This window comes from Serratia sp. CY55921, from assembly GCF_052167655.1.
Classification (GTDB): domain Bacteria; phylum Pseudomonadota; class Gammaproteobacteria; order Enterobacterales; family Enterobacteriaceae; genus Serratia; species Serratia ureilytica.
The window spans coordinates 2218105-2240715 of the sequence record NZ_JBJNMU010000001.1 but is presented as its reverse complement, the minus strand read 5'-3'; the positions used below and the strand labels follow the sequence as shown (position 1 = coordinate 2240715).

Here is a 22611-nt window from a genome sequence, read left to right as displayed (position 1 = left end):
CGGGGAACCCTCCCGTTTTTCTGAACCGAGACTGCCGAAAATCCCGATTTTCACTCGCCTCGTCGGCGGGTAGCGTAAGGCTATCCGCAACTGACAGGAGAGTGTGATGCAATCAGAATCCCGGGCCGGACAACAGGCGTTCGGCGATATCGCCCCCAAGCTGGCGCAGCTCAGCGACAGCGTCTTGTTTGACGATGTCTGGCAGCGGCCAGAGCTGAGCCCGCGCGAGCGCAGCTTGATCACCGTCGCCGCGCTGGTGGCGCTCAACCGCCTGGAGCAACTGCCGTTTCATCTGCAGCTGGCGCAGCGCAACGGCGTGGCGCATCAGCAGCTGGCTGAGCTCATCACCCACCTGGCGTTTTACGCCGGCTGGCCCGCGGCGGCGTCGGCCGTGGCGCGCTTGCGCGAGCTGGAACCGGAGGCGCCCCATGCCGTTTAGCCGCATCGCCCTGCATCAGGGCAAATCCGCCGACTACCTGCAAACCTTGTCCGACAGCCTGCATCAGGCGCTGGTGGAGGCCTTCGAGGTGCCGCCGGCGGACAGGTTTCAGGCGATCGATCAATACCGCCCCGGTGAGCTTATCTACGATCGCGATTATCTCGGCGGGCCGCGCAGCGCGGATTTCGTGCTGTTTTACATCACCGCCGGGCGGCCGCGCGACAGCGACACCAAGCGGCGTTTCTACCGACGGCTGGCGGCGCTGCTGATGGAAAAGCTGCGGCTGAACCCCGAGGATGTGATGGTGGTGATCGCCACCACCAAGTTGGACGAGTGGTCGTTCGGCGGTGGTCGCGCCTCGATGATCGATCCGCAGGCGTAACTCGGGCTGACGCCGCCGGCGGTCTGTGGGACAATAGCGCCATCATTTCGTTTAGATAAGAGTTGAATGGCGCTCTCCTCCGCAGTTAAAGATCAGATTGGCCAGTGGTACAAAGCCCTGCAGCAGCAAATACCGGATTTCATTTCCCGCGCGCCCCAGCGTCAGATGATCGCCGAGGTGGCGAAGACGCTGGCCGGCGACTACCCGCGCCATCTGGCGATCGAGGCGCCGACCGGCGTCGGCAAAACGCTGTCTTACCTGATACCGGGCATCGCCGTCGGGCGGGCGGAGAGCAAACCGCTGGTGGTCAGCACCGCCAACGTGGCGCTGCAGGATCAGATCTACAGCAAGGATTTGCCGCTGCTGAAGAAGATTATTCCCGATCTGAAATTTACCGGCGCCTTTGGCCGCGGGCGTTACGTCTGCCCGCGCAATCTGGCGGCGATGAGCACCGACGTTAGCCAACAGGGCGATCTGACGCTGTTTCTCGACGACGAGCTGGCGCCGTCCAGCGGTGAAGAGCAGGCGCTGTGTCAGAAGCTGACCAAGGCGCTGGCCCGCTTTGAGTGGGACGGGCTGCGCGATCACTATCAGCAGAGCATCGACGATCCGCTGTGGGCCAAGCTGAGCACCGACAAGGCCAACTGTCTGGGGCGCAACTGTCACTACATTCGCGAATGCCCGTTCTATATCGCTCGCAAAGAGATCGAGAGCGCCGACGTGGTGGTGGCCAACCACGCGCTGGTGATGGCGGCGCTGGAGACGGAATCGGTGCTGCCGAACCCGAAAGAGCTGCTGCTGGTGCTGGACGAAGGCCACCATTTGCCGGAGGTGGCGCGCGACGCGCTGGAGATCGACGGGGAAATCACCGCGCTGTCGACCAACCTGCAGTTGGACATGATCGTGCGCCAGGTCGAACAGTGCATGACGCAGTACCGGCCGAAGAATCCGCCGGGGCTGGCCAACAGCGAACGGCTGAAAAACCATTGCGAGGAGCTGCGCGAGCTGGTGCAGATCTTCGAGCATCAGGTCAGCGCCTATCTGCCCGGCGACAGCGTGGCGGCCGAGCACCGTTTTGAAATGGGCGAGCTGCCCGCGGAGATGGTGGAGAGCTGCGCGCGGCTGTTCAAACTGACCGATGCGCTGCGCGGGCTGGCGGAGTTCGTGCTTAACGATCTTACCGAACAGACCGGCAAGCACGACATCATGCGTCTGCACCGCTCGATCATTCAGATGAGCCGCACGCTGGGCTATCTGGAGGCGATGAGCAAGCTGTGGCGGCTGGCGGCGCTCGACAAGTCGTCCAACGCGCCGATCTCCAAATGGGTCACGCGCGAACTGCGCGATAACGTCACCCATCTGTATTTGCACTGCGTCGGCATTCGTGTCAGCGATCAGCTGGAAAAGCTGCTGTGGCGCAAGGTGCCGCACGTGGTGGTCACCTCGGCCACGCTGCGTTCACTGAACAGCTTCGCGCGTTTGCAAGAGATGAGCGGGCTGAGCGAGAAGGCCGGCGATCGCTTCGAAACGCTCTCATCGCCGTTCAATCACGTCGAACAGGGCAAGATTGTCATTCCGCAGATGCGCTACGAACCGGCGCTCGCCAATGAGGCGGAGCACCTTGAGGAAATGGCGCGGTTTTTCCGCGCCGAGCAGGCGAGCGGCAAGCACAAAGGCATGCTGATCCTGTTCAGCAGCCACCGGGCGATGCAGACTTTCCTCAGCTACGTGACCGATCTGCGGCTGATGCTGCTGGTGCAGGGCGACCAGCCGCGCTACCGGCTGGTGGAAGAGCACCGCAAGCGGGTGGAGAAGGGCGTCGCCAGCGTGCTGGTGGGGCTGCAATCGTTCGCCGAAGGGCTGGATCTGAAAGGCGAACTGCTGACCCAGGTGCATATTCACAAAATCGCGTTCCCGCCGATCGACAGCCCGGTGATCATCACCGAAGGCGAGTGGCTGAAATCGCTGAAGCGTTATCCGTTCGAAGTGCAGAGCCTGCCGAGCGCCTCGTTCAACCTGATCCAGCAGGTCGGCCGCCTGATCCGCAGCAACCAATGTTACGGCGAGATCGTGATCTACGATCGCCGGCTGTTGACCAAAAACTACGGTTCGCGGCTGTTGGCGTCGTTGCCGGTGTTCCCGATTGAGCAGCGCGCGGTGCCGGAGGCCGACAAGGCGCATCTGGCGGCGCTGAAATCCGCCGCCGACGCGGCTAAAAAAGAGAAGAAGCGCGGCAACCCGCTCGCCCGCAAACGGCGGCGTTGATCAGAGCAGCGGCGGCAGGCGGCGCTTGACCGGCGTGGTTTTCACGATCGAGGTGTTGCTCTGCGCGTGCTCGGCCAGCCGATCGAGGGTGTGGTCGAGCTGTTCCATCGAGTGCGCCACCAGCCGCACGATAAAGCAGTCTTCGCCGGTCACCTTATCGCATTCGACCACTTCCGGGATCGCCTGAATCAGCTGTTCGACCTTCTTCAGCATGCCCGGCAGCGGCTTGATGCGCACCAGCGACTGAAAGGCGTAACCCACCGCCTGCAGATTGACGTTCAGGGTATAGCCCTGGATCACGCCGCTTTCCTCCAGCCGCCGCAGTCTTTCCGACGTGCTCGGCGACGACAGGCCCACCTGCGCGCTCAGCGTCTTCAACGATGCGCGCGCATCTTCCGCCAGAATGGTCAGGATTTGGCGATCGATATCATCCATAACGCCTCCGTTAGGTGTTTTCTTGATTGTAGCTGCGAGAAAAAGGCAGTTAAGCATATCTGCCTTTTTTATGCTATGGAAAGCCGTCCTGCGAAGCCGCAAGCTATGTCTCTGGGCAAGCTTTGAGGAACGCAGAATGAATGCAGAGATAAAACGCGGCTCGTTGGAGATGGCGGCGGCGATGCTGATTTCCGGCTCCATCGGCTGGTTTGTGCTGATGTCCGGCCAGCCGGTGGTCAACGTGGTGTTTTGGCGCTGCGCGGTGGGGGCGCTGGTGCTGCTGGCGGTGTGCGGCGCGCTGGGCCAGCTGCGCCGCGATGCGCTGACGCGCGCCACGCTGCTGCTGGCGATCGCCGGCGGCGTCGCGCTGGTGATCAACTGGCTGCTGCTGTTCGCCGCCTATTCCTATGCCTCTATCTCCATCGCCACCGCGGTGTACAACACCCAGCCGTTTATGCTGGTGGGGCTGGGGGCGCTGTTTCTGGGGGAACGGCTGACCGCCCGCAAGCTGCTGTGGCTGGGCTTGGCGTTCGGCGGCATGATGCTGGTGGTGCTGGCGCAGCCGCGGCAGGCGGGGGAGCAGAGCCATTATCTGGCGGGCATCGCGCTGGCGCTCGGCGCGGCGTTTTTCTACGCCCTGATGGCGCTGGCGGCCAAGCGGCTGAAGGGCACGCCGCCCCATCTTATTGCGCTGATCCAGGTAACGGTGGGGGCGGTGATGCTGCTGCCGCTGGTGGATTTTCATGCGTCGGCCAGCGTGGGGCAGTGGGGGATGCTGGCGACGCTCGGCGTGTTGCATACCGGCCTGATGTACGTGCTGATGTACGGCGCGTTGCAGAAGCTGCCGACTCACCTGATCGGCTCGCTGTCGTTCATCTACCCGATCGCCGCCATGCTGGTGGATCGCCTGGCGTTTGGCCACCGGCTGTCGGCATGGCAACTGCTGGGGACGGCGATCATCCTGCTGGCGGCGGCGGGCATGAACCTGCTGGGCGAGCGGCGAGCGCGACTGCTGCCGGCCTCGGACGGCCGGCGCGCCGGCTGATGCTCAGTTCGGTTTTTTCAGCCGGCGCCATAAAGTGGTGCGGCTGATCCCGAGCAACCGGGCGGCGGCGGCGTGGGCGCCTCCGCACCGCGCCAGGGCTTCGTGGGCGGAGATGGGCGCCGCCGGCGGATCGGGCGGCGTGGCCGTCGCCAGCTCCGGCAGCAGCCACTGCAGGGTCTCGCCGCTCGGCGCGACGCCGGTGCTCAGCATCAGCGCCACCCGCTCCATCATGTTGCGCAGCTCGCGCAGGTTACCGGGCCAGGCGTAATGACCCAGCGCGTCGTAACACCCGGCCAGGGCGGCGCGCAGCGGCTCTGTCAGCGGCACGTCGAGCGCCGCCAGCGACTGTTTCAGAAAGTGTTCCGCCAGCATCGCGATATCGTCGCCGCGCGCCCGCAGTGGCGGCAGCTGCAGCCGCAGGGCGCTCAGGCGGTAAAACAGATCGGCGCGAAAATCGCCCTGTTGAATCGCCTGCTCCAGGCGGGTGTGGGTGGCGCTGATGACGCGAAAGTCGACCTTTACCGGCTGTTGCCCGCCGACCCGAGTGATGGTTTTTTCTTCCAGCGCCCGCAGCAGCCGGGTTTGCAGGTGCAGCGGCATTTCGCCGATCTCATCCAGAAACAGGGTGCCGCCGTTGGCGGTTTCCAGCAGCCCGCGTCGGCCGCCGCGCCGTGAACCGGTGAAGGCGCCTTCTTCATAGCCGAACAGCTCCGCCTCCAGCAGCGATTCGGCGATGGCGCCGCAGTTGATGGCGACGAACGGCGGTGTCGCGCCCCTGGACGGCGCGCCGCGCCGGGAAAAGTATTCGCGGTGGATCGCCTGCGCCGCCAGCTCTTTGCCGGTGCCGGTTTCGCCTTCGATCAACACCGCCGCCGGCGAGCGGGCGTACAGCATGATGGTGCGCCGGGTCTGTTCCATCTGCGGGGAATCGCCCTGTAAATCGCTCAGCCCATAGCGCGGCTGCAGGGTATCGCGCGCGGCGTAGTCGCCGCCGCGTTTGGCGCCGCCCAGCATCAGGCGCGTCACGTCCAGCGCGTCGCTGAAGGCGGCGCGCAGGGTGGCGGCGGAATAGAGAAAAATGGCGGTGAGCCCGGCCTCTTCCGCCAGATCGCTGATGAGGCCGGCGCCGACCACCGCCTGAATGCCGGCGGCTTTCAGCTCGGCGATCTGGCCGCGCGCGTCCTCTTCGGTGACGTAACTGCGCTGCTCCAGCGGCAGATCGAAGGTTTGTTGGAACTCCAGCAGCGCGGGCAGGGGCGTTTTGTAGGTGATGACGCCGATCCGATCGGCGGTTCTGCGCGCCTGGCTCAGCGCCTGCAGCAGATCGAAGCCGCCGGGCTTGACCAAAATGACCGGCACCGACAGGCGGCTTTTCAGGTAAGCGCCGTTGGAGCCGGCGGCGATGATGGCGTCGCAAGGCTCGCTAGCCAGGCGAGCGCGGATATGCTGCACCGCCTCCTCGAAGCCGAGATGGATCGGGGTGATGGTCGCCAGGTGGTCGAACTCGAGGCTGATATCCCGGAACAGATCGAACAGGCGGGTGATGGAGACGGTCCAGATCACCGGTTTGTCCGGCGTGCGGGACGGCGTGATGTGATCGCTCATGGTGGGTTACCGAATGAAAGTGGCTGCATTAGGTGTAGCCTTGTTTCAGTCATGTTTCAAATATGCCGACTGAAACCGAGATTGAAACGTTAACTGAAACGTTTTTTATCGCTTGGTCTGCCCAATGGCGATGCGAATTTTATAACTCACTTATTTTTATCGCTTTTAATTTTTTCCTCGCCAAAGTGCAACCTGGCCCGCCTCTTGCTCTGTCTGTTCCATCTAGCTAATCGGAGAGAACGTCATGACGCTGCGCTCACCCGGGCTCGCCTTTCGTCAGGCCCTGAGTAAAGAAAAACCCCTGCAAATCGCCGGCGCGATCAACGCCAACCATGCCCTGCTGGCCCAGCGAGCCGGATTCCAGGCCATCTATCTTTCCGGCGGCGGCGTGGCGGCCGGTTCGCTGGGGCTGCCGGACCTGGGTATTTCGACGCTGGACGATGTGTTGACCGATATTCGCCGCATCACCGATGTCTGCCCGCTGCCGCTGCTGGTGGATGTCGACAGCGGTTTCGGCGCATCGGCGTTCAATGTCGCCCGCACGGTGCGCTCGGTGAGCAAGGCCGGGGCGGCGGCGCTGCATATCGAAGATCAGGTCGGCGCCAAGCGCTGCGGCCATCGGCCCAATAAGGCCATCGTCTCCACCGAAGAGATGGTGGATCGCATCAAGGCAGCGGTAGATGCGCGCAGCGATCCGGACTTCGTGATCATGGCGCGCACCGATGCGCTGGCGGTGGAGGGGCTGGAGGCGGCCATCGAGCGCGCTCAGGCTTACGTGGCGGCCGGGGCCGACATGCTGTTCCCGGAAGCGATTACCGAGCTGGGCATGTACCGCCGCTTCGCCGAAACGACGCAGGTGCCGATCCTCGCCAACATCACCGAATTCGGCGCGACGCCGCTGTTCACTACCGAGGAGCTGCGCAGCGCCCAGGTGGATATGGCGCTGTATCCGCTGTCGGCCTTCCGGGCGATGAATCGGGCGGCGGAGCGGGTGTACCGCGCCCTGCGCGAGGAGGGCACGCAGAAAAACGTCATCGACACCATGCAGACCCGCAACGAGCTGTATGAAAGCATCAACTACTATTTGTTCGAAGAGAAACTCGACGCTCTGTTCGCTCGCCAACGCGACGAATAAGCGCCATTCACGCAGAAGCCAAATGAGGACAGTATGAGCCAAGCGATCTCCCCGCAAAGCCCGACTGGCGTTAAGCCGAAAAAATCCGTGGCGTTATCCGGCGTGCCCGCCGGGAATACCGCGCTGTGTTCCGTAGGGCGCAGCGGCAACGATCTGCACTACCGCGGTTACGACATTCTCGACCTCGCGCGCCACTGCGAGTTTGAAGAGGTCGCCCATCTGCTGATCCACGGCAAGTTGCCCAACCGCGACGAACTTCATGCCTACAAGCAGCGGCTCAAAGCGCTGCGCGGCCTGCCCGCCAGCGTACGCACGGTGCTGGAGGCGCTGCCGGCGGCATCTCACCCGATGGACGTGATGCGCACCGGCGTTTCGGCCCTCGGCTGCACGCTGCCGGAAAAAGAGCAGCACGGCGCGGCCGGCGCGCGCGACATCGCCGACCGGCTGCTGGCGTCGTTGGGATCGATGCTGCTCTACTGGTATCACTACAGCCACAACGGCGAGCGCATTCAGCCGGAGACCGACGACGATTCCATCGGCGGCCACTTCCTGCACCTGCTGCACGGCGCAGCACCTTCCGCCAGCTGGGAGCAGGCGATGCACGCGTCATTGATCCTGTACGCCGAGCATGAGTTCAACGCCTCGACCTTCGCCGGCCGGGTGATCGCCGGCACCGGATCCGATGTCTATTCGGCGATCGTCGGCGCCATTGGCGCGCTGCGCGGGCCGAAGCACGGCGGCGCCAACGAGGTGTCGCTGGAGATCCAGCAACGCTATGAAACGCCGGACGAAGCGGAAGCCGACATTCGCCGCCGCATCGACAACAAAGAGGTGGTGATCGGCTTCGGGCACCCGGTGTATACCGTCTCCGATCCGCGCCATCAGGTGATCAAAGAGATCGCGCTACGCCTGTCGCAGGACGCGGGCGCGATGAAGCTGTATGACATCGCCGACCGGTTGGAAAGCGTGATGCGCGACACCAAAAACATGTTCCCCAACCTCGACTGGTTCTCGGCGGTGTCTTATCACCAGCTGGGGGTGCCCACCGAAATGTTCACGCCGCTGTTCGTCATGGCGCGCGTCAGCGGCTGGTCGGCGCACATCATCGAGCAACGGCAGGACAACAAAATCATTCGCCCGTCCGCCAACTATACCGGGCCGGAAGCGCGAGCCTTCGTACCGCTGGATCAGCGCTGAGCGCCGGTCGTTATCGTGTCGTTTTCACTCTGGAGCCTTTGGGAATCATGATGCTTGAGTCTGCCAATACCCGCCGTCCGCCATTCGATCGCGAAATGGTCGATATCGTCGATTATGTGATGAAAGAGGCCGTCGATACCCCGGCGGCGTACCGCACCGCCCATTATTGCCTGCTCGATACCCTCGGCTGCGGGCTGGAGGCGCTGAGCTACCCGGCCTGCAAGAAACTGATGGGGCCGGTGGTGCCGGGCGCCGAGGTGCTGAACGGCAGCCGGGTGCCCGGCACCCGTTTCCAGCTGGATCCGGTGCAGGCGGCGTTCAATATCGGCACCATGATCCGCTGGCTCGACTTTAACGACACCTGGCTGGCGGCGGAGTGGGGCCACCCGTCGGACAACCTGGGCGGGATCCTGGCGGTGGCCGATTGGCTCTCTCGCCAGGCGGTGGCGGCGGGCAAAGCGCCGCTGACCATGCGGCAGGTGCTGATCGCCATGATCAAGGCGCATGAGATCCAAGGCTGCCTGGCGCTGGAAAACGCCTTCAACCGGGTAGGGTTGGATCACGTGCTGCTGGTGAAGGTGGCGTCCACCGCGGTGGTGGCGCAGCTGCTCGGCCTGAGCCGCGAGGCGATCCTGAACGCGGTGTCGCTGGCGTGGGTGGACGGGCAGTCGCTGCGCACCTACCGCCACGCGCCGAACGCCGGCACCCGCAAATCCTGGGCGGCGGGGGATGCGACCGCCCGCGCGGTGCGGCTGGCGCTGATGGCCGCCACCGGTGAGATGGGCTATCCCTCGGCGCTCACGGCGCCGACCTGGGGATTCTACGACGTCTCGTTCAACGGCAAACCTTTCCGCTTCCAGCGGCCGTACGGCGCGTATGTGATGGAGAACGTGCTGTTTAAAATTTCGTTCCCGGCGGAGTTCCATGCCCAGACCGCCGTGGAGGCGGCCATGACGCTGCACCGCCAGATGCAGGCCGCCGGCAAAACCGCCGCCGACATCGCCGCAGTGAGCATCCGCACCCACGAGGCCTGCCTGCGCATTATCGACAAGCAGGGGCCGCTGGATAATCCGGCGGATCGCGATCACTGCATTCAGTATATGGTGGCGATCCCGCTGCTGTTCGGCCGGCTGACGGCGGCGGATTACGAGGACCGGGTGGCCGAAGATCCGCGCATCGACGCATTGCGTAGCAAGATACATTGCCATGAAGATCCCGCCTTCACGCGCGATTATCACGATCCGGAAAAACGCTCGATAGCCAATGCGCTGACGGTGGAGTTCGCCGACGGCAGCCGTCTGGATGAGGTGGCGGTGGAGTATCCTATCGGCCATGCCCGGCGGCGCGAAGAGGGCATCCCGCTGCTGATCGAGAAGTTCAAAACCAACCTGGCGCGCCAGTTCCCGGCCCTGCAGCAGCAGCGCATTCTTGAGGTGTCGCTGGACCGGCAGCGGCTGGCGCAGATGCCGGTCAACGAGTATCTCGATTTGTGGGTGATCTGACGCGAGCGGCGCTGACAAGCCACGTCGGCGTCGCTATGATGGACGCTCCATCCCCGTCCGTCTTCTTATCAGGTGATTCATGATTGATGCTGCAACGCTGTTGTTGTTTTCCGGTGCCTGCGTGGCGCTGGCGCTGACCCCCGGCCCGGATATGCTGCTGATCGCTTCGCGCAGCGTCAGCCAGGGGCGGCGGGCCGGTTTCGCTTCGCTGGCGGGCATTCAACTCGGCACTTACTGCCATGCGCTGGCGGCGGCGCTGGGGTTGTCGCAACTGTTCGTCGCGGTGCCGCTGGCTTACGACGCGGTGAGAATGTTGGGCGCAGCTTATCTGCTCTATCTGGCGTGGAAAACGTTGCGATCCGGCAGCAGTCTGCAGGCTTCTGCCGGGTTGCAGGCGGTGCCGACGGCGCGCATTTTCCGACAGGGGCTGCTGACCAACATCCTCAACCCGAAGATGGCGCTGTTCGTGTTGGCGCTGTTCCCGCAGTTTATCGATCCGCGCGCCGGCTCGGTGGTGGTGCAGATGCTGGCGCTGGCGACGGTGCTGAATCTGGTCGGCTTGCTGATTAACGGCGGGGTGATCCTGGCGGTCAGCGGCATGAAAAGCCGTTTCGTCGGCCGCCGTTTCAGCGCCCGCTGGCCGAACTACCTGCTGAGCGGCGTGTTCGCCGGGCTGGCCTGCAAACTCATTTTCGACAGCCGTCGTTAATCCTCGCGCAGCAGCGCTTCAAACGCCGCGCTGGCCGGTTCGTCCGGCAGCGCGCTGTACATCACCAGCCGCAGATGGTTCTCTTCGTCGACGATGAAAGAGGCATGGTCAAAGGTGACCGGGCCGATCTCCGGGACGACGAAGCTGCGCCGCCCCTGACAGCGTCCGTGAATGTCATGCTGCCGCCAGAGCCGGCGGAACGGCGGCGACACCCGCTCCAGCGCCTGCACCCGTTGGCGCATCACCTCATCCTCCGGCGCGCGGGCATAGTCGCGGCGGAAGCTGGCCAGGATTTGCGGCGCCTGCGCCTGCCACTCCAGCAGGCGCTCATTGAGCTGCGGATCGGCAAACAGCATCCACAACATGTTGCGCTCTTGCGCCGGGCGATCGCCGATGGCGAACAGCCGCTGTGCCGCCGGATTCCAGGCGATGATGTCCCAACTCAGGTTCATGACGTAGGCCGGCCGCAGCGCCAAATCGTCCAGCAGACGCCGCACCAACGGCGAAACCTGGCACCACTGATGCCCAACCGGCACCGGCGGGCGCTGATGCGCCAATAAGAACAGGTGGTAGCGGCCGGCGGCGTCGAGCTGCAGCACCCGCGCCAGATTTTCCAAAAACGTCACCGACGCATTGATTTCCCTGCCTTGCTCCAGCCAGGTGTACCAGGTGAGGCCGACGCCGGCCAGCGCCGCCACCTCCTCGCGCCGCAATCCCGGCGTGCGGCGGCGGCTGCCGCTCGGCAAGCCGACCGCCTCTGGCGACAGCTGTTCTCGCTTTTGCCGCAGAAAATCCCCCAGTTCGTGGCGGGTGCGTTCGAGGGTGCGTGGGGGCATGTCGGCCGTCCTGTTGCTGTTAGTAATAGTATAAATGGCTATATAGTAACAGTTTAAACCTTGTTCCATACTGCGGCCATCATAATCTTTGGAGGTGGTATGGAACATTCATTATCTGGTGAGCGGCGAGGGCTGCCCGGCCTGCCGGTGCTGCTGTTGGGCGGTTTCGTCACGGTGTTCGATCTGTTCGTGGTCAACGTGGCGGCGCCGGTGATCCAGCGGCAGTTCGCCGCCGATTTCGCCGGGGTCGGTTTGATCGTCGCCGGTTACGAGCTGGCGTTTGGGGTGCTGTTGATCGCCGGTGGGCGTCTGGGCGATCGCTTCGGGCGTCGGCGCTTGTTCAGCCTCGGCATGCTGGGATTCACGTTGAGCTCCCTGCTGTGCGGGCTGGCGGGATCGCTCGGCCTGCTGATCGCCGCGCGTATTCTGCAGGGGGCGACGGCGGCGCTGTTGTTCCCGCAAATTTACGCCTTGATGCGGGTGCTGTACGCGCCGCAACAGCGGCGACGCGCCTTCGCCTGGCTGGGCATGACGTTGGGATTGGCGGCGATCTTCGGCCAGATCCTCGGCGGATTTATCATCGAGGCCAACCTGTTCGGCAGCGGCTGGCGCATGATCTTTTTGATCAATTTGCCGATCGGTGCACTGGCGCTGTGGGCGGTGCGGCGCATTCCCGAATCGCGGGTGGCGCAGGCACAGCGGCTGGACGGCGTTGGCCTGTGGCTGGCGGCGACCGGCCTGTCGCTGTTGCTGCTGCCGCTGCTGGAGGGGCCGGCGCGCGGCTGGCCGTGGTGGATAGCGCCGATGTTGGCGTTGGCGATGCTGACGCTGTGGGGCTTCCTGCGTTGGGAGCGGCGTCTGGCGCAGCACGGTGACGATGCGGTGCTCGATCCGGCGCTGTTCCGCCAGGCGGGTTTCGCGCCGGGTATGGCGGTGGTGCTGGCGATTTATGCCACCGCCTCCTCGTTTTTCTTGTGTTTCGCACTGCTGCTGCAGGCGGGGGCGGGGCTGACGCCTTTTCAGGCGGGCAGTCTGTTCGCCCCGGCCAGCGCGGCCTTTATGTTGGCCTCGATGCTGGCGCCCCGGTTGGCGCAGCGGTGGGGCAACGGCGTGCTGAGCGTGGGCGTGGCGATTTACGCCGCCGGGTTGGTGCTATTGATGGCGCAGGCGCTGTGGGGTGAGGCGCTGGCGCATCCGCTGCGGCTGCTGCCGGGGTTGGTGATTCTGGGATTCGGTCAGGCGCTGAGCATGACGCCGCTGCTGAATCTGGTGCTGGGTTTGGCGCAGGAGCGGCAGGCGGGGATGGCGGCGGGTCTGGTCGCCACCGTGCAGCAGGTGGGAGGCGCGTTGGGCATCGTGGTCAGCGGCGTCGGTTTTGTGCCGCTGTTGGCGAGCGGCGGCGCGGCGGAGCGCTATGCCCAGGCCTTTGCCGGCGCCATGGTATTTAATCTGTTGGCGATGGGCGTGGCCCTGTTGTTGTTAAACCGGATCACTCGAAATAGCCAGAAAGCGGATCTTAAGTAGGCCGCCGGCGGGTGCTTTACTGTTGTCATCATGAGAGAGCGATAAGGAGCCGCACTGATGTTTCAACCCGCCGCATTTCGCGAAGACGATCTGGATGCCCAACTGGCGTTGATCCGCGCCCACCCGCTGGGGCTGTTGGTCAGCCACGGCGAGCACGGATTGACGGCCGACCCGCTGCCGTTTGTGGCTGATGTCGAGCAGGGGCAGCTGCGGCTGCGGGCGCACCTGTCGCGCGCCAACGAGCACTGGCGGCGGTTGCGGCACGCCGCGGAATGCCTGGTGATCTTTCAAGGCCTGGAAGGTTATGTGTCGCCAGGCTGGTACCCGAGCAAACGCCAGACCGGCAAGGTGGTGCCGACCTGGAATTACAGCGTGGTGCAACTGTATGGCGTGCCGACGGTGACGGACGATCCGGCCTGGCTGCGCCGCCAACTGATCGACCTGACGGCGCAACAGGAAGGGCGCCGCCCGGCGCCCTGGCGGCTCGACGACGCGCCGGCCAACTACATCGCCGCGCAGCTTAAAGGCATTGTCGGTATCGAGATCGCCGTCACCCGGCGCGAAGGCAAATGGAAGATGAGCCAAAACCGCAGCGCCGACGATGCCGGCGGGGTGATCGCCGGGCTGCGCGAGGGCGATGACGCGCAGCGGCGACTGGCGCAGGAGGTTGAGCGGCGGCGCGGATAGGGTATGCTAACTGAAGGGCAGCCAGGGGAACCTTCGGATGGATTACACCAAAATTATCAAAGAAATAGGCCGCGGCAAAAATCATGCGCGCGACCTGGATCAACAGACCGCTTTTCAACTGTATCAGGCGATGCTGGCCGGGGAGGTCCCCGAACTTGAGCTTGGCGGCATTCTGATCGCGCTGCGCATCAAGGGCGAAGCCGAAGAGGAGATGCTGGGGTTCTACCAGGCGATGCAGCAGCAGGTATTGTCGCTGCAGGCGCCGCAAGGGCGCCCGCTGCCGGTAGTGCTGCCGAGCTACAACGGCGCGCGCAAGCAGGCCAACCTGACGCCGCTGCTGGCGCTGCTGCTGGCGAAAGTGGGCCTGCCGGTGGTGGTGCACGGCGTCCTGGACGACAGCACCCGCGTGACCAGCGCCGAGATTTTCCGCGCTCTGGGGCTGCCGTGGTCGGAACAGGCCGCTCACGCCCAGCGGCGTCTCGATAACGGCGAGGCGGTATTCATGCCGGTTTCCACGCTGTCGGCGCCGTTGGCGCGGCAGCTCGGGCTGCGTTGGCGCATGGGGGTGCGCAACAGCGCCCATACGCTGGCCAAGCTGGCGACGCCGTTTGGCGAACAGGATGCGTTGCGCCTCGCCAGCGTCTCACATCCGGAGTATGTTGGCCGGGTGGCGTCGTTTTTCCGCCAGATCGGCGCCCGCGGGTTGCTGATGCACGGCACGGAAGGCGAGGCCTACGCCAACCCGCTGCGCTGCCCGCAAATTCACCACATCGTCGGCGGCGAACAGCAGGTGCTGCTGGAGCGCACCTTGCCGGATGAAACACCGGCATTGCCGGCGGCGAAAGACGCTGAAACCACCGCGCGCTGGACTGAACGCTGTCTGGCGGGCGAGGTGGCGATCCCGCAGGCCATCCAGCGGCAGGTCGCCTGTTGCCTGGTGGCCGCCGGCGAGAGCGAGACGCTGGAGCAGGGGCTGCAGCGTCTGCGTCAGGCCTAAGCGCGGCTATACTGGGATATTTCCTCATCGGCTGAGAAGGACGGTTATGCAACAGGCTCTCGATTACTTCAATCAATTGAACCAGGATTACCTCGACGTTCACCGCGCCAAAGAAGAGCTGTTCTGGCAAAACTACATGGGCACCGGCGGTGAAGACGTGTCGGCGCGCTTTTCCGCCGCGGAAAGCGCCTATAAGCGCTTCGTCGCCGAACCGCGCCGGCTGGCCGAGATCCGCAGCCTGCTGGCCGGATTGGAAGCGCTGCCGCAGGAGGCGCAGCGCGATGCGCTGATCCACGGCCTGCAAGGTTGGCTGCGTTTCTTCGACTGCAACGCCATCGAAGATCCGCAGGCGCAGGCGCTGTTGGATCAGATCATTCACGCCGAGTCCGATCTTTACTCGCGCCGCAAGGGCTATCAGGTCACGCACCTGAACGCCGAGGGCCGGCGGGTGGCGGCCTCGCTCGGCGAACTGTTGACCAACCAGGCAACCAACCCGAACGAAGACTACCGCCGCAGCTCGCAGCAGGCGCTGCGCGACCTGGAGCAATGGCTGCTGCATAACGGCCTGCCGGAGCTGATTGGCCTGCGCAACCGCTTTGCGCGCCAGATGGGCTATCGCAACTATTTCGACTATAAGGTGAACAAAACCGAGCGCATGACGCCGGAGCAGCTGTTCGCCATTCTGGATCGCTTCGAGCGGGAAACCCGCGAGGCCAACGCGCGCAGCCTGCAACAGCTGGCGGCTGACAAGGGCAGCCAGGCGCTGGAGCCGTGGAATGTGCGCTTTGCCAGCGCCGGCGACGTCACCCGTCAACTGGATCCTTACTTCCCGTTTTCTCGTTCGCTGGAACGCTGGGTCGACAGCTTCAAACGTCTGCACATCGGTTTTGGCGGCGCCGAGATGAATCTCGATCTGCTGGTGCGCAAAGGCAAGTATGAGAACGGCTTTATGCACGGCCCGGTGCCGCCGTTTGTACGTCAGGGGGAATGGGTGCCGGCGCGCATCAACTTCACCAGCCTGGCGCAGCCGGGGCAGGTGGGCAGCGGGGCTTATGGGCTCAACACGCTGTTCCACGAGGGCGGCCATGCGGCGCACTTCGCCAACATTCGCCAGAATGCGCCGTGCTTCTCGCAGGAGTTCCCGCCGACCTCGATGGCCTATGCCGAAACCCAGTCGATGTTCTGCGACAGCCTGCTGGACGACGCCGACTGGCTGAAACGCTATGCGAAAAACGCCGCCGGCGAAGCGGTGCCCGATGCGCTGATCGAAGCCGGCATCGCGGCGCGCCAGCCGATGCGCGCGTTCAACGAGCGCCACATCCTGCTGGTGCCGTACTTCGAGTGGGCGCTGTACCAGTGGGATGACGAGCAACGCACGCCGGAAGCCATCACCGCACTGGCGCGCGAGGTCGAGCAAAAGATCCTCGGCATCAGCGGCAGCCCGCGCCCGACGCTGGCGATCCCGCACCTGCTGTCGCTGGAGTCCGCCTGTTCCTATCAGGGTTATCTGCTGGCGATGATGGCGGTGGAGCAAACCCGTCACTTCTTCCTGCAGCGCGACGGTTACCTGACGGACAACCCGGCCATCGGCCCGGATCTGGCGCAACACTACTGGTTGCCGGGCAACAGCGTCAGCCATGACGACACGCTGCGCAGCCTGACCGGCGAAGGGTTTAATCCGGACTATCTGGCGCAGGCCTGCAACCAGACGGTGGCGCAGGCGTGGCACGAGGCGCAGCAGACGATGGCCGCCGCGGCCAAGCGCCCGCAGCCGCCGGCAGATTTCGATTTGCAGGCGCACATCCGGGTGGTGGATGGCGAGACGGTATTGGCGGACAACGCTGAGGGTGACGAACGGATGTGCCGCGACTTCGCTGCGGCGATAGAGGCGCGCTTGGCTTAAGGCGGATAATAAAATCCACGCCGCGGCGTGGATTTTATTTAATGGCTAAACCGGACGCTATTTTATTCGAAATAGACGTCGGGATTATCGGCCAAAGACACGAAGCTCTTGGTGTTTCTATCCAGCGTGCGAATTTCGCCGCTTTCGATGTCGTACACCCAGCCGTGCAGGCGCAGCCCGCTGTTGCGCAGACCCACCGCCACAGAAGGGTGGGTTTTGATATTATTTAGCTGAGCAATAACGTTCTCTTCGACCATAGCGTTAACTTTGTCTGTTTCGCTATTCCACGTTTTCTTTTCGACCACCGCTTTTGCCGCATCGGCATAGTGCAGCCAGTGAGCCACGGCAGGCATGGGATCGAGGCACTGGCAGGAGGCTATCGCTTTCATGGCGCCGCAGTTCGAGTGGCCACAAATCACGATATCGGTAACCCCCAACGCCACCACTGCATACTCGATGGTGGCAGACACGCCGCCCGGCTCCGGGCCGAAGGAAGGGACGATGTTGCCGGCGTTACGGATAACGAAAAGCTGCCCAGGTTCTTGCTGTGTGACCAGCTCGGGCACTAAACGGCTGTCAGAGCATGAGATAAACAGCGCTTTGGGATTTTGGCTGGAGGCAAGGCTGCGGAACAGTTCCTTGCGCTGCGGGAAAATCTCTTTCTGGAAACTGAGGAAACCTTCAATGATATGTTGCATACAACGTTCTCTGCATCTGTAGTCTACGTAACATGATAATCATCCTCTCCCGTTAGTCCAGCTATGGGCAGGTAAAAAAATGTGTGTGCAAGCCCCGCAAACCCCATTGAATACAGGGTTTCTGCCTGTTGGCGACAGAATTTTCCGGCTCGTTTACGCGTGGGGGCTGACGAAGCGGACGATAGGAAAATAGCTGTCGTATCTATTTAAAACTCGCTATGAAACCGTGTTACGGTTGTTCCTTCGAGAGCCGCGTAATCCTAAGGCGATGAAATGAAAAAACTGACTTTTTTATTGGCGCTGGCATTGCTGAGCGGCTGTGTGCAGGAACGTCCCTGGTTCTATCCGGCAAACGTCAGCGTTAAAAACAATCGCGTATGCATTAGTGTGCCGGACGATATTGACGGAAAACGCGAGCTGGTGGGCATCGGAATTTATCAACCGGGGGCCGGAGGGAAGGCGGAATGGTCCACGTCGGTTGCGCCGGGCCAGCAGCCGATAGCGGTCATGCCTGGCGAATGCCTGACGGAGGCTTTCGACGGGTTCAAGATTGGGCATAGCTATTCGGTTGAGATTGCGACGGTCGGCAATGCGTCAAATGAGGCACCGCGCAAATATTGGACTGAATTTACATTGGTTGCTGACAAAGCGGACGGCAAAAAACTCACTGTCTTACCCATTCAGCGCTAATGCACTTGAACATAAAAAAAGCCCGCCGGGGTGATAGCCGGCGGGCTTTTTGACGTCTGGGCGGCGATTATTTGTAGATAACCGCGGTGGCGTGCATCAGGTTATTGCCGCTGGTGGAGGTGATGGTAAAAGCCTTGGCGCCCGCCGCATCGGCTTTGGCGGCCAACTGGGATTTCAGGCTGCTCAAGTCGGTCGCGCCGCTGGCGACGATCACGCCGGCTTTTTCGAATTGGGCGGCATCCTGCGCGCTGACGTGTTCAGCGGCGAAAGTGGTGAAAGAAACGGTAGCCAGGGCGATAGCGGCAGCAAAAGTTTTGATGGTTTTCATGTTCGTCATTCCTGTCAAAGCGGATTAGGGAGAAAGGGAGTACCTTTCGATGGGAAGATTATTGCGCAGGAGAAGACGTGATGAAATCGGAGAGTGTTGACGGTTTTATTCAGATTTTTTGATTGTTAATTCCCCCGTTCATCTTCTGTATAAACGGGGGAGACGATCAGCGCGTCGGGCGCGTCAGATCGAAACGGTGCTGCTCGGAAATGCCGTAGTAGGCGCTCGGGCCGCCGGCGCGCAGGATCGGTTCGGCGGCGGCGGTCTGGTAAACGCCGTGTTCATCCAGCAGCGCCGGATCGAGATGCACCGCCACCACTTCGCCCAACACCAGCCAGGTCTCCACCTGTTCCCCGGCGGCGGTTTGCAACTGAATGCATTGGGTCAGGCGGCATTCGAAGTTCACCGGGCTTTCGGCCACGCGCTCGGCTTTGACCCGGCGCCCGGGCAGCGGCGTGACGCCGGCGAAGGCGAATTCGTCCTCACCGCGCGGCAGGTTGATGGAACTGTTGTTCATCGCTTCCGCCAACGGGCGCGTCGCCAGGTTCCAAACGAACTCGCCGGTTTCCACGATATTCGCCACGCTGTCTTTCCAGCCGGTGCTGGCGAAACCGATGATGGGCGGGCGGTAGTTGAAGCAGTTGAAAAAGCTGTAGGGCGCCAGATTACGCAAGCCGGCGGCGCTGCGGGAAGAGATCCAGCCGATGGGGCGCGGGCCGACGATGGCGTTCAGCGGATCGTGCGGCAGGCCGTGGCCGGCGGCGGGTTCATAATAATAACGAGATTCACGGCTCATGGGGGCCCCTGTGGCAATCGATGAAGCTTTCATTGTGCCGGGTTTCCCGCCGCTGCGCCATTCCGGGCCGGATGTGTTATCTTACGCGCCGGAAATACCTTCAAGAGAGCCCGTCACGGTGGAAAAAAAGAAAACCTTCCCGCAGCAGAAAAGCGGCCTGCATCCGCGCAACCGTCATCGTTCGCGCTACGACTTCCCGGCGCTGATCGCCAGCTGCCCGGCGCTGGCGCCGTTCGTAAAACCGAACGCCTGGGGCGATGTCTCGGTGGACTTCGCCGATCCGGCGGCGGTGAAAATGCTCAACCGTGCGTTGCTGCAACACTTTTACGGCATCGAACACTGGGATATTCCGGCTGATTACCTGTGCCCGCCGATCCCCGGCCGCGCCGACTATCTGCACCACCTGGCGGATCTGCTGGCGACCAGCAACGGCGGCGAGATCCCGCGCGGCAAGGGCGTGGCGATCCTCGACGTCGGCGTCGGTGCCAACTGCATTTACCCGATCGTCGGCCTGCGCGAATACGGCTGGCGTTTCACCGGCTCCGAAATCGATCCGGTGTCGCTGAACGCAGCCAAAATGATCGTCGAGATGAACCCGACGCTGCGCAACAGCGTGCGTCTGCGGCTGCAAAAACAGCCTGAACTGATTTTTAGCGGCATCATCGGCGCGGCCGAGAAATTCGACGCCACTCTGTGCAACCCGCCGTTCCACGCGTCCGAGCAGGAAGCGCGCGCCAGCACCCGCCGCAAGCTGCACAAATTGGGCAAAGGGGAAGTGGCCGACAAGCCGGTGCAAAACTTCGGCGGCAAGAACAACGAGCTGTGGTGCGAAGGCGGCGAAGAAGCCTTTGTGCGCAAGATGGTGGAAGAGAGCGTCAGCAAGGCCAATAACTGCCTGTGGTTCACCTCGCTTATCTCGAAAAACACCACGTTGCCGGCCATCTACCATGCGCTGAAAGTGGCGGGGGCGGCCGAGGTGCGCACCATCGAGATGGCGCAAGGGCAGAAGATCAGCCGCTTCGTCGCCTGGACTTTCCATGACGCCGAGCAACAGGCCGCCTGGGCAGCCGAACGCTGGCGTTAATCTTCCCGGCGCCGGTTATCCTGCCGGCGCCGACAAAAATCCGCATTTTACCTTTCAATTTTCATCACTTACGTTATTCTCAATACAGTTATTCATAATAAAAATCTTAGGTTGTTGGTTTATTTAAATTCGAATAATTACTTTACTGAATAAATAAATTTAATCCGGTTAAGAGCAATAACCAGAAGGATCGGCGCTGCCCGCTCCTTCCGCGATGGCACGTCTGCGTGTGGGCGCGGCATGTGGCCAGACAAAATAAGAAAAGCGCGATCATCTGCCACAAGGACTACACCCTATGCTGTTACAATTCAGTCAGTTAACTACCCACAAAGGCGCCGAGCTGAGCGCGATAGAACACGCCGTTCCCATGATTGTATTCTCGCCCGACGGCACGGTATTGCGCGCCAACGATCTCTTTCTCAGCACGCTCGGATTTCAACGCGATGATGTGATAGGCCGGCATCACCGTATTTTCTGCGATCCGAACTATGTCGCCAGCCCGTTATATCGCGAACATTGGGAGACGCTGAATAAAGGGCAACCCATCACGGACACGATAAAGCGCATCGCGAAAAACGGCGAGGCGGTGTGGCTGCAGGGCACCTATGCGCCGGTGCTGAATAAACAGGGTAAGGTGGTGGAAATCGTCAAGATCGCCAGCGAAGTGACCGAGCGAGTGACCCAGGCGCAGGAACACCGCAGCCTGCTGGCGGCGCTGAATCGCTCGATGGCGATGATTTCTTTCACGCCGCAGGGCGACATTGTCAGCGCCAACGACAATATGCTGGCGCTGATGGGCTATCGGCTGGAAGAAGCGTGCGGGCAGTCGCATGCGGTGCTGTGCCCACCGGCGTTCGCCGCTTCCGACGACTATCGGCGGCATTGGCAGCGCCTGGCGCGCGGCGAGTTCATCACCGGGCGTTTTGAGCGCGTCAACCGGCGCGGCGAACGGGTCTGGCTGGAGGCCAGCTATAACCCGATCCTCGACAACGACGGCCAGGTGGTGAAAGTGGTGAAGATCGCCCAGGACATCACCCGGCTGATGCAACAGCAGCAGCATGAAGAAGAGATGGTGCGCAACGCGCATCATCTGTCGCTCGATACCGACCGGCAGGCGGCGCAGGGCGCGGTCATCGTGCAGCAGGCGGTGAAGGGCATGCAGCAGGTCGAAGCGGCGGCGCGCGAAACGTCGGACGTGGTCACCGAGCTTGGCAAGTGCTCTCAGCAGATCGGCACCATCGTCGAAGCCATTCGTAAAATTGCCTCGCAAACCAATCTGCTGGCGATTAACGCCTCCATCGAAGCCGCCCACGCCGGTGAGCACGGGCGCGGTTTTGCGGTGGTGGCCAACGAGGTGCGCACGCTGGCGGAACAGTCGCGCAAGGCGGCGACCGAGATCGAACGCATGACCAAGTCTATCCAGCAAGGCGTGGCGGCGGCGATCGCCGGCATGGCGACCTGCGTGGAACAGGCCGGCGGCGGTGTGGCATTGACCCATGACGCCGGAGAAGTGATCAACCAGGTCAACATCGGCATGCATGACGTCGTGAAACTGATGCAGGCGTTTACGTCGGTGAAGCAGGGCGACGCGCTGCACTGAGTTTGCCGGGCGCCGCCCCTGAAAGCGGGGCGGCGCTTGTCTCTTCCCACCGATCTCTGCACCGTTGAGCCGCGGTTCAATTTTACCGGTCTATGCTAGACTTGAAAATGAACGAACGTTCGTTCATTTTTTTGTATCAATTTACGGCGCCCAGCGCCCTCATTGCTTCGGGAGCTGCCGATGGGAAACCGAGAAAAGATTGTCGACGCTGCGCTGCACAGCTTTACCCATAAGGGATTTCACCAGACCAGCATGCGGGATATCGCCCAGGCGGCGGGCGTCAGCGTGGGCAACCTCTATAACCATTTTTCCGGCAAGGAGGCGCTGATCGGCGAGATCGCGCTGCTGGAAAACGGCGTATTCGCCGAGTTCGCCGCCGCATTGCGGGCCGAGAAAAAGCGGCCGAAACAGGCGCTGTCGGCCTTTTTCACCGCCTATCACGCTTTTGTCGCCGAACCGGACAATGTGCAACTGTCGGCGGAGATTGTGGCTGAAGTGGCGCGTAACCCGGCATTGGCCGAGCCGTTCAGCGCCAACCAGCGGCAGTTGATTGAGGCGCTGGCGACGACGATCGCCGAGGCTCAGCAAATCGGCGAGATCGCGCCGGCGATAGCGCCCTTGCCGCTCGCGCAGCTGGTGCTGGACGTGATCGAAAGCCAGGCTTGGCGGCAGGCGATCTTCGCGTCGCCTTCGCCGGAGGCGATCACGCCGGTGCGGCTGTTGGAACAGCTGCTCTACCGCCAACCCTAGTCGA

22 protein-coding genes are annotated in these 22611 nt (G+C 62.7%); 16 read left to right on the top strand and 6 right to left on the bottom strand.

Going from position 1 to position 22611, the window contains the following annotated elements:
* Window positions 1-106 precede the first annotated feature (106 nt).
* From ACJ8M3_RS10810 to dinG, 3 genes are all read left to right on the top strand, one after another.
* Complete coding sequence (locus ACJ8M3_RS10810) at window positions 107-439, top strand: carboxymuconolactone decarboxylase family protein (protein WP_042783964.1); 333 nt, start codon at window positions 107-109, stop codon at window positions 437-439.
* The gene (locus tag ACJ8M3_RS10805) at window positions 429-821 is read left to right on the top strand and encodes a tautomerase family protein (protein ID WP_442514668.1); all 393 of its coding nucleotides are present in this window, start codon (window positions 429-431) and stop codon (window positions 819-821) included. Before ACJ8M3_RS10810 ends, ACJ8M3_RS10805 begins: the two co-directional genes overlap by 11 nt.
* Window positions 822-887: 66 nt before the next feature.
* Window positions 888-3086: an ATP-dependent DNA helicase DinG gene (gene dinG, locus ACJ8M3_RS10800; protein ID WP_442514667.1), complete on the top strand. Its 2199-nt coding sequence runs from the start codon at window positions 888-890 to the stop codon at window positions 3084-3086.
* Here dinG and ACJ8M3_RS10795 read toward each other — a convergent pair whose 3' ends face one another.
* Window positions 3087-3521 (bottom strand): Lrp/AsnC family transcriptional regulator, encoded by a 435-nt coding sequence (locus ACJ8M3_RS10795; protein WP_042783967.1) that lies wholly within the window; start codon window positions 3519-3521, stop codon window positions 3087-3089.
* A 136-nt stretch (window positions 3522-3657) separates the two neighbouring features.
* Between ACJ8M3_RS10795 and ACJ8M3_RS10790 the strand changes: the two genes are divergently transcribed.
* Window positions 3658-4566 (top strand): DMT family transporter, encoded by a 909-nt coding sequence (locus ACJ8M3_RS10790; protein ID WP_033642373.1) that lies wholly within the window; start codon window positions 3658-3660, stop codon window positions 4564-4566.
* A 3-nt stretch (window positions 4567-4569) separates the two neighbouring features.
* Here the strand turns inward: ACJ8M3_RS10790 and prpR are convergent, their stop codons facing one another.
* Window positions 4570-6171, bottom strand: a complete 1602-nt coding sequence (gene prpR, locus ACJ8M3_RS10785) for a propionate catabolism operon regulatory protein PrpR (RefSeq protein WP_442514666.1) — start codon at window positions 6169-6171, stop codon at window positions 4570-4572.
* Window positions 6172-6415: 244 nt separating this feature from the next.
* Between prpR and prpB the strand changes: the two genes are divergently transcribed.
* The 4 genes from prpB to ACJ8M3_RS10765 all read left to right on the top strand — a co-directional run bounded on the left by prpB (window position 6416) and on the right by ACJ8M3_RS10765 (window position 10714).
* Window positions 6416-7306: a methylisocitrate lyase gene (gene prpB / locus ACJ8M3_RS10780; protein ID WP_442514665.1), complete on the top strand. Its 891-nt coding sequence runs from the start codon at window positions 6416-6418 to the stop codon at window positions 7304-7306.
* A 33-nt stretch (window positions 7307-7339) separates the two neighbouring features.
* A complete protein-coding gene (prpC, locus tag ACJ8M3_RS10775) occupies window positions 7340-8503 on the top strand; it encodes a bifunctional 2-methylcitrate synthase/citrate synthase (protein WP_097102519.1) in 1164 nt (387 codons plus the stop codon).
* 50 nt (window positions 8504-8553) lie between these two features.
* The gene (locus ACJ8M3_RS10770; RefSeq protein WP_046688443.1) at window positions 8554-10005 is read left to right on the top strand and encodes a bifunctional 2-methylcitrate dehydratase/aconitate hydratase; all 1452 of its coding nucleotides are present in this window, start codon (window positions 8554-8556) and stop codon (window positions 10003-10005) included.
* 79 nt (window positions 10006-10084) lie between these two features.
* Window positions 10085-10714 (top strand): LysE family translocator, encoded by a 630-nt coding sequence (locus ACJ8M3_RS10765; RefSeq protein WP_060444218.1) that lies wholly within the window; start codon window positions 10085-10087, stop codon window positions 10712-10714.
* Here ACJ8M3_RS10765 and ACJ8M3_RS10760 read toward each other — a convergent pair.
* Window positions 10711-11550 carry a helix-turn-helix transcriptional regulator gene (locus tag ACJ8M3_RS10760; RefSeq protein ID WP_033650544.1) on the bottom strand — a complete coding sequence of 280 codons (840 nt, stop codon included), beginning with the start codon at window positions 11548-11550 and terminating at the stop codon, window positions 10711-10713. The genes ACJ8M3_RS10765 and ACJ8M3_RS10760 overlap by 4 nt on opposite strands.
* A gap of 99 nt (window positions 11551-11649) precedes the next feature.
* Here ACJ8M3_RS10760 and ACJ8M3_RS10755 point away from each other — a divergent pair, with 99 nt between their 5' ends.
* Genes ACJ8M3_RS10755 through ACJ8M3_RS10740 form a run of 4 tightly spaced genes read left to right on the top strand, consistent with a single transcriptional unit; the run spans window position 11650 to window position 16661 of the window.
* The gene (locus ACJ8M3_RS10755) at window positions 11650-13074 is read left to right on the top strand and encodes an MFS transporter (protein WP_089196781.1); all 1425 of its coding nucleotides are present in this window, start codon (window positions 11650-11652) and stop codon (window positions 13072-13074) included.
* Between the two features lie 57 nt (window positions 13075-13131).
* Window positions 13132-13761: an FMN-binding negative transcriptional regulator gene (locus ACJ8M3_RS10750; protein ID WP_033642379.1), complete on the top strand. Its 630-nt coding sequence runs from the start codon at window positions 13132-13134 to the stop codon at window positions 13759-13761.
* Between the two features lie 37 nt (window positions 13762-13798).
* Window positions 13799-14758 carry a DNA-binding protein YbiB gene (gene ybiB, locus ACJ8M3_RS10745; RefSeq protein WP_033642380.1) on the top strand — a complete coding sequence of 320 codons (960 nt, stop codon included), beginning with the start codon at window positions 13799-13801 and terminating at the stop codon, window positions 14756-14758.
* A 46-nt stretch (window positions 14759-14804) separates the two neighbouring features.
* Complete coding sequence (locus ACJ8M3_RS10740) at window positions 14805-16661, top strand: M3 family metallopeptidase (protein WP_089196782.1); 1857 nt, start codon at window positions 14805-14807, stop codon at window positions 16659-16661.
* Window positions 16662-16723: 62 nt separating this feature from the next.
* On the opposite strand, the gene ACJ8M3_RS10735 is transcribed toward ACJ8M3_RS10740, so the two are convergent.
* Window positions 16724-17359 (bottom strand): carbonic anhydrase, encoded by a 636-nt coding sequence (locus tag ACJ8M3_RS10735; protein ID WP_004939270.1) that lies wholly within the window; start codon window positions 17357-17359, stop codon window positions 16724-16726.
* Between the two features lie 273 nt (window positions 17360-17632).
* Here ACJ8M3_RS10735 and ACJ8M3_RS10730 point away from each other — a divergent pair, with 273 nt between their 5' ends.
* Window positions 17633-18049 carry a putative T6SS immunity periplasmic lipoprotein gene (locus tag ACJ8M3_RS10730; protein ID WP_046686670.1) on the top strand — a complete coding sequence of 139 codons (417 nt, stop codon included), beginning with the start codon at window positions 17633-17635 and terminating at the stop codon, window positions 18047-18049.
* A gap of 67 nt (window positions 18050-18116) precedes the next feature.
* On the opposite strand, the gene bhsA is transcribed toward ACJ8M3_RS10730, so the two are convergent.
* Together bhsA and ACJ8M3_RS10720 are read right to left on the bottom strand one after the other, a co-directional pair.
* On the bottom strand, window positions 18117-18377 hold the full coding sequence (gene bhsA / locus ACJ8M3_RS10725; RefSeq protein ID WP_015377148.1) for a multiple stress resistance protein BhsA: 261 nt from the start codon (window positions 18375-18377) through the stop codon (window positions 18117-18119).
* 166 nt (window positions 18378-18543) lie between these two features.
* Window positions 18544-19173: a flavin reductase family protein gene (locus tag ACJ8M3_RS10720; RefSeq protein WP_033642382.1), complete on the bottom strand. Its 630-nt coding sequence runs from the start codon at window positions 19171-19173 to the stop codon at window positions 18544-18546.
* Window positions 19174-19291: 118 nt separating this feature from the next.
* On the opposite strand from ACJ8M3_RS10720, the gene rlmF reads away from it, so the two are divergent.
* The 3 genes from rlmF to ACJ8M3_RS10705 all read left to right on the top strand — a co-directional run bounded on the left by rlmF (window position 19292) and on the right by ACJ8M3_RS10705 (window position 22607).
* A complete protein-coding gene (gene rlmF, locus ACJ8M3_RS10715; RefSeq protein ID WP_167325058.1) occupies window positions 19292-20257 on the top strand; it encodes a 23S rRNA (adenine(1618)-N(6))-methyltransferase RlmF in 966 nt (321 codons plus the stop codon).
* 295 nt (window positions 20258-20552) lie between these two features.
* Complete coding sequence (locus tag ACJ8M3_RS10710) at window positions 20553-21857, top strand: methyl-accepting chemotaxis protein (protein WP_033642383.1); 1305 nt, start codon at window positions 20553-20555, stop codon at window positions 21855-21857.
* A 180-nt stretch (window positions 21858-22037) separates the two neighbouring features.
* Complete coding sequence (locus ACJ8M3_RS10705) at window positions 22038-22607, top strand: TetR/AcrR family transcriptional regulator (protein WP_033642384.1); 570 nt, start codon at window positions 22038-22040, stop codon at window positions 22605-22607.
* Window positions 22608-22611: the final 4 nt, after the last annotated feature.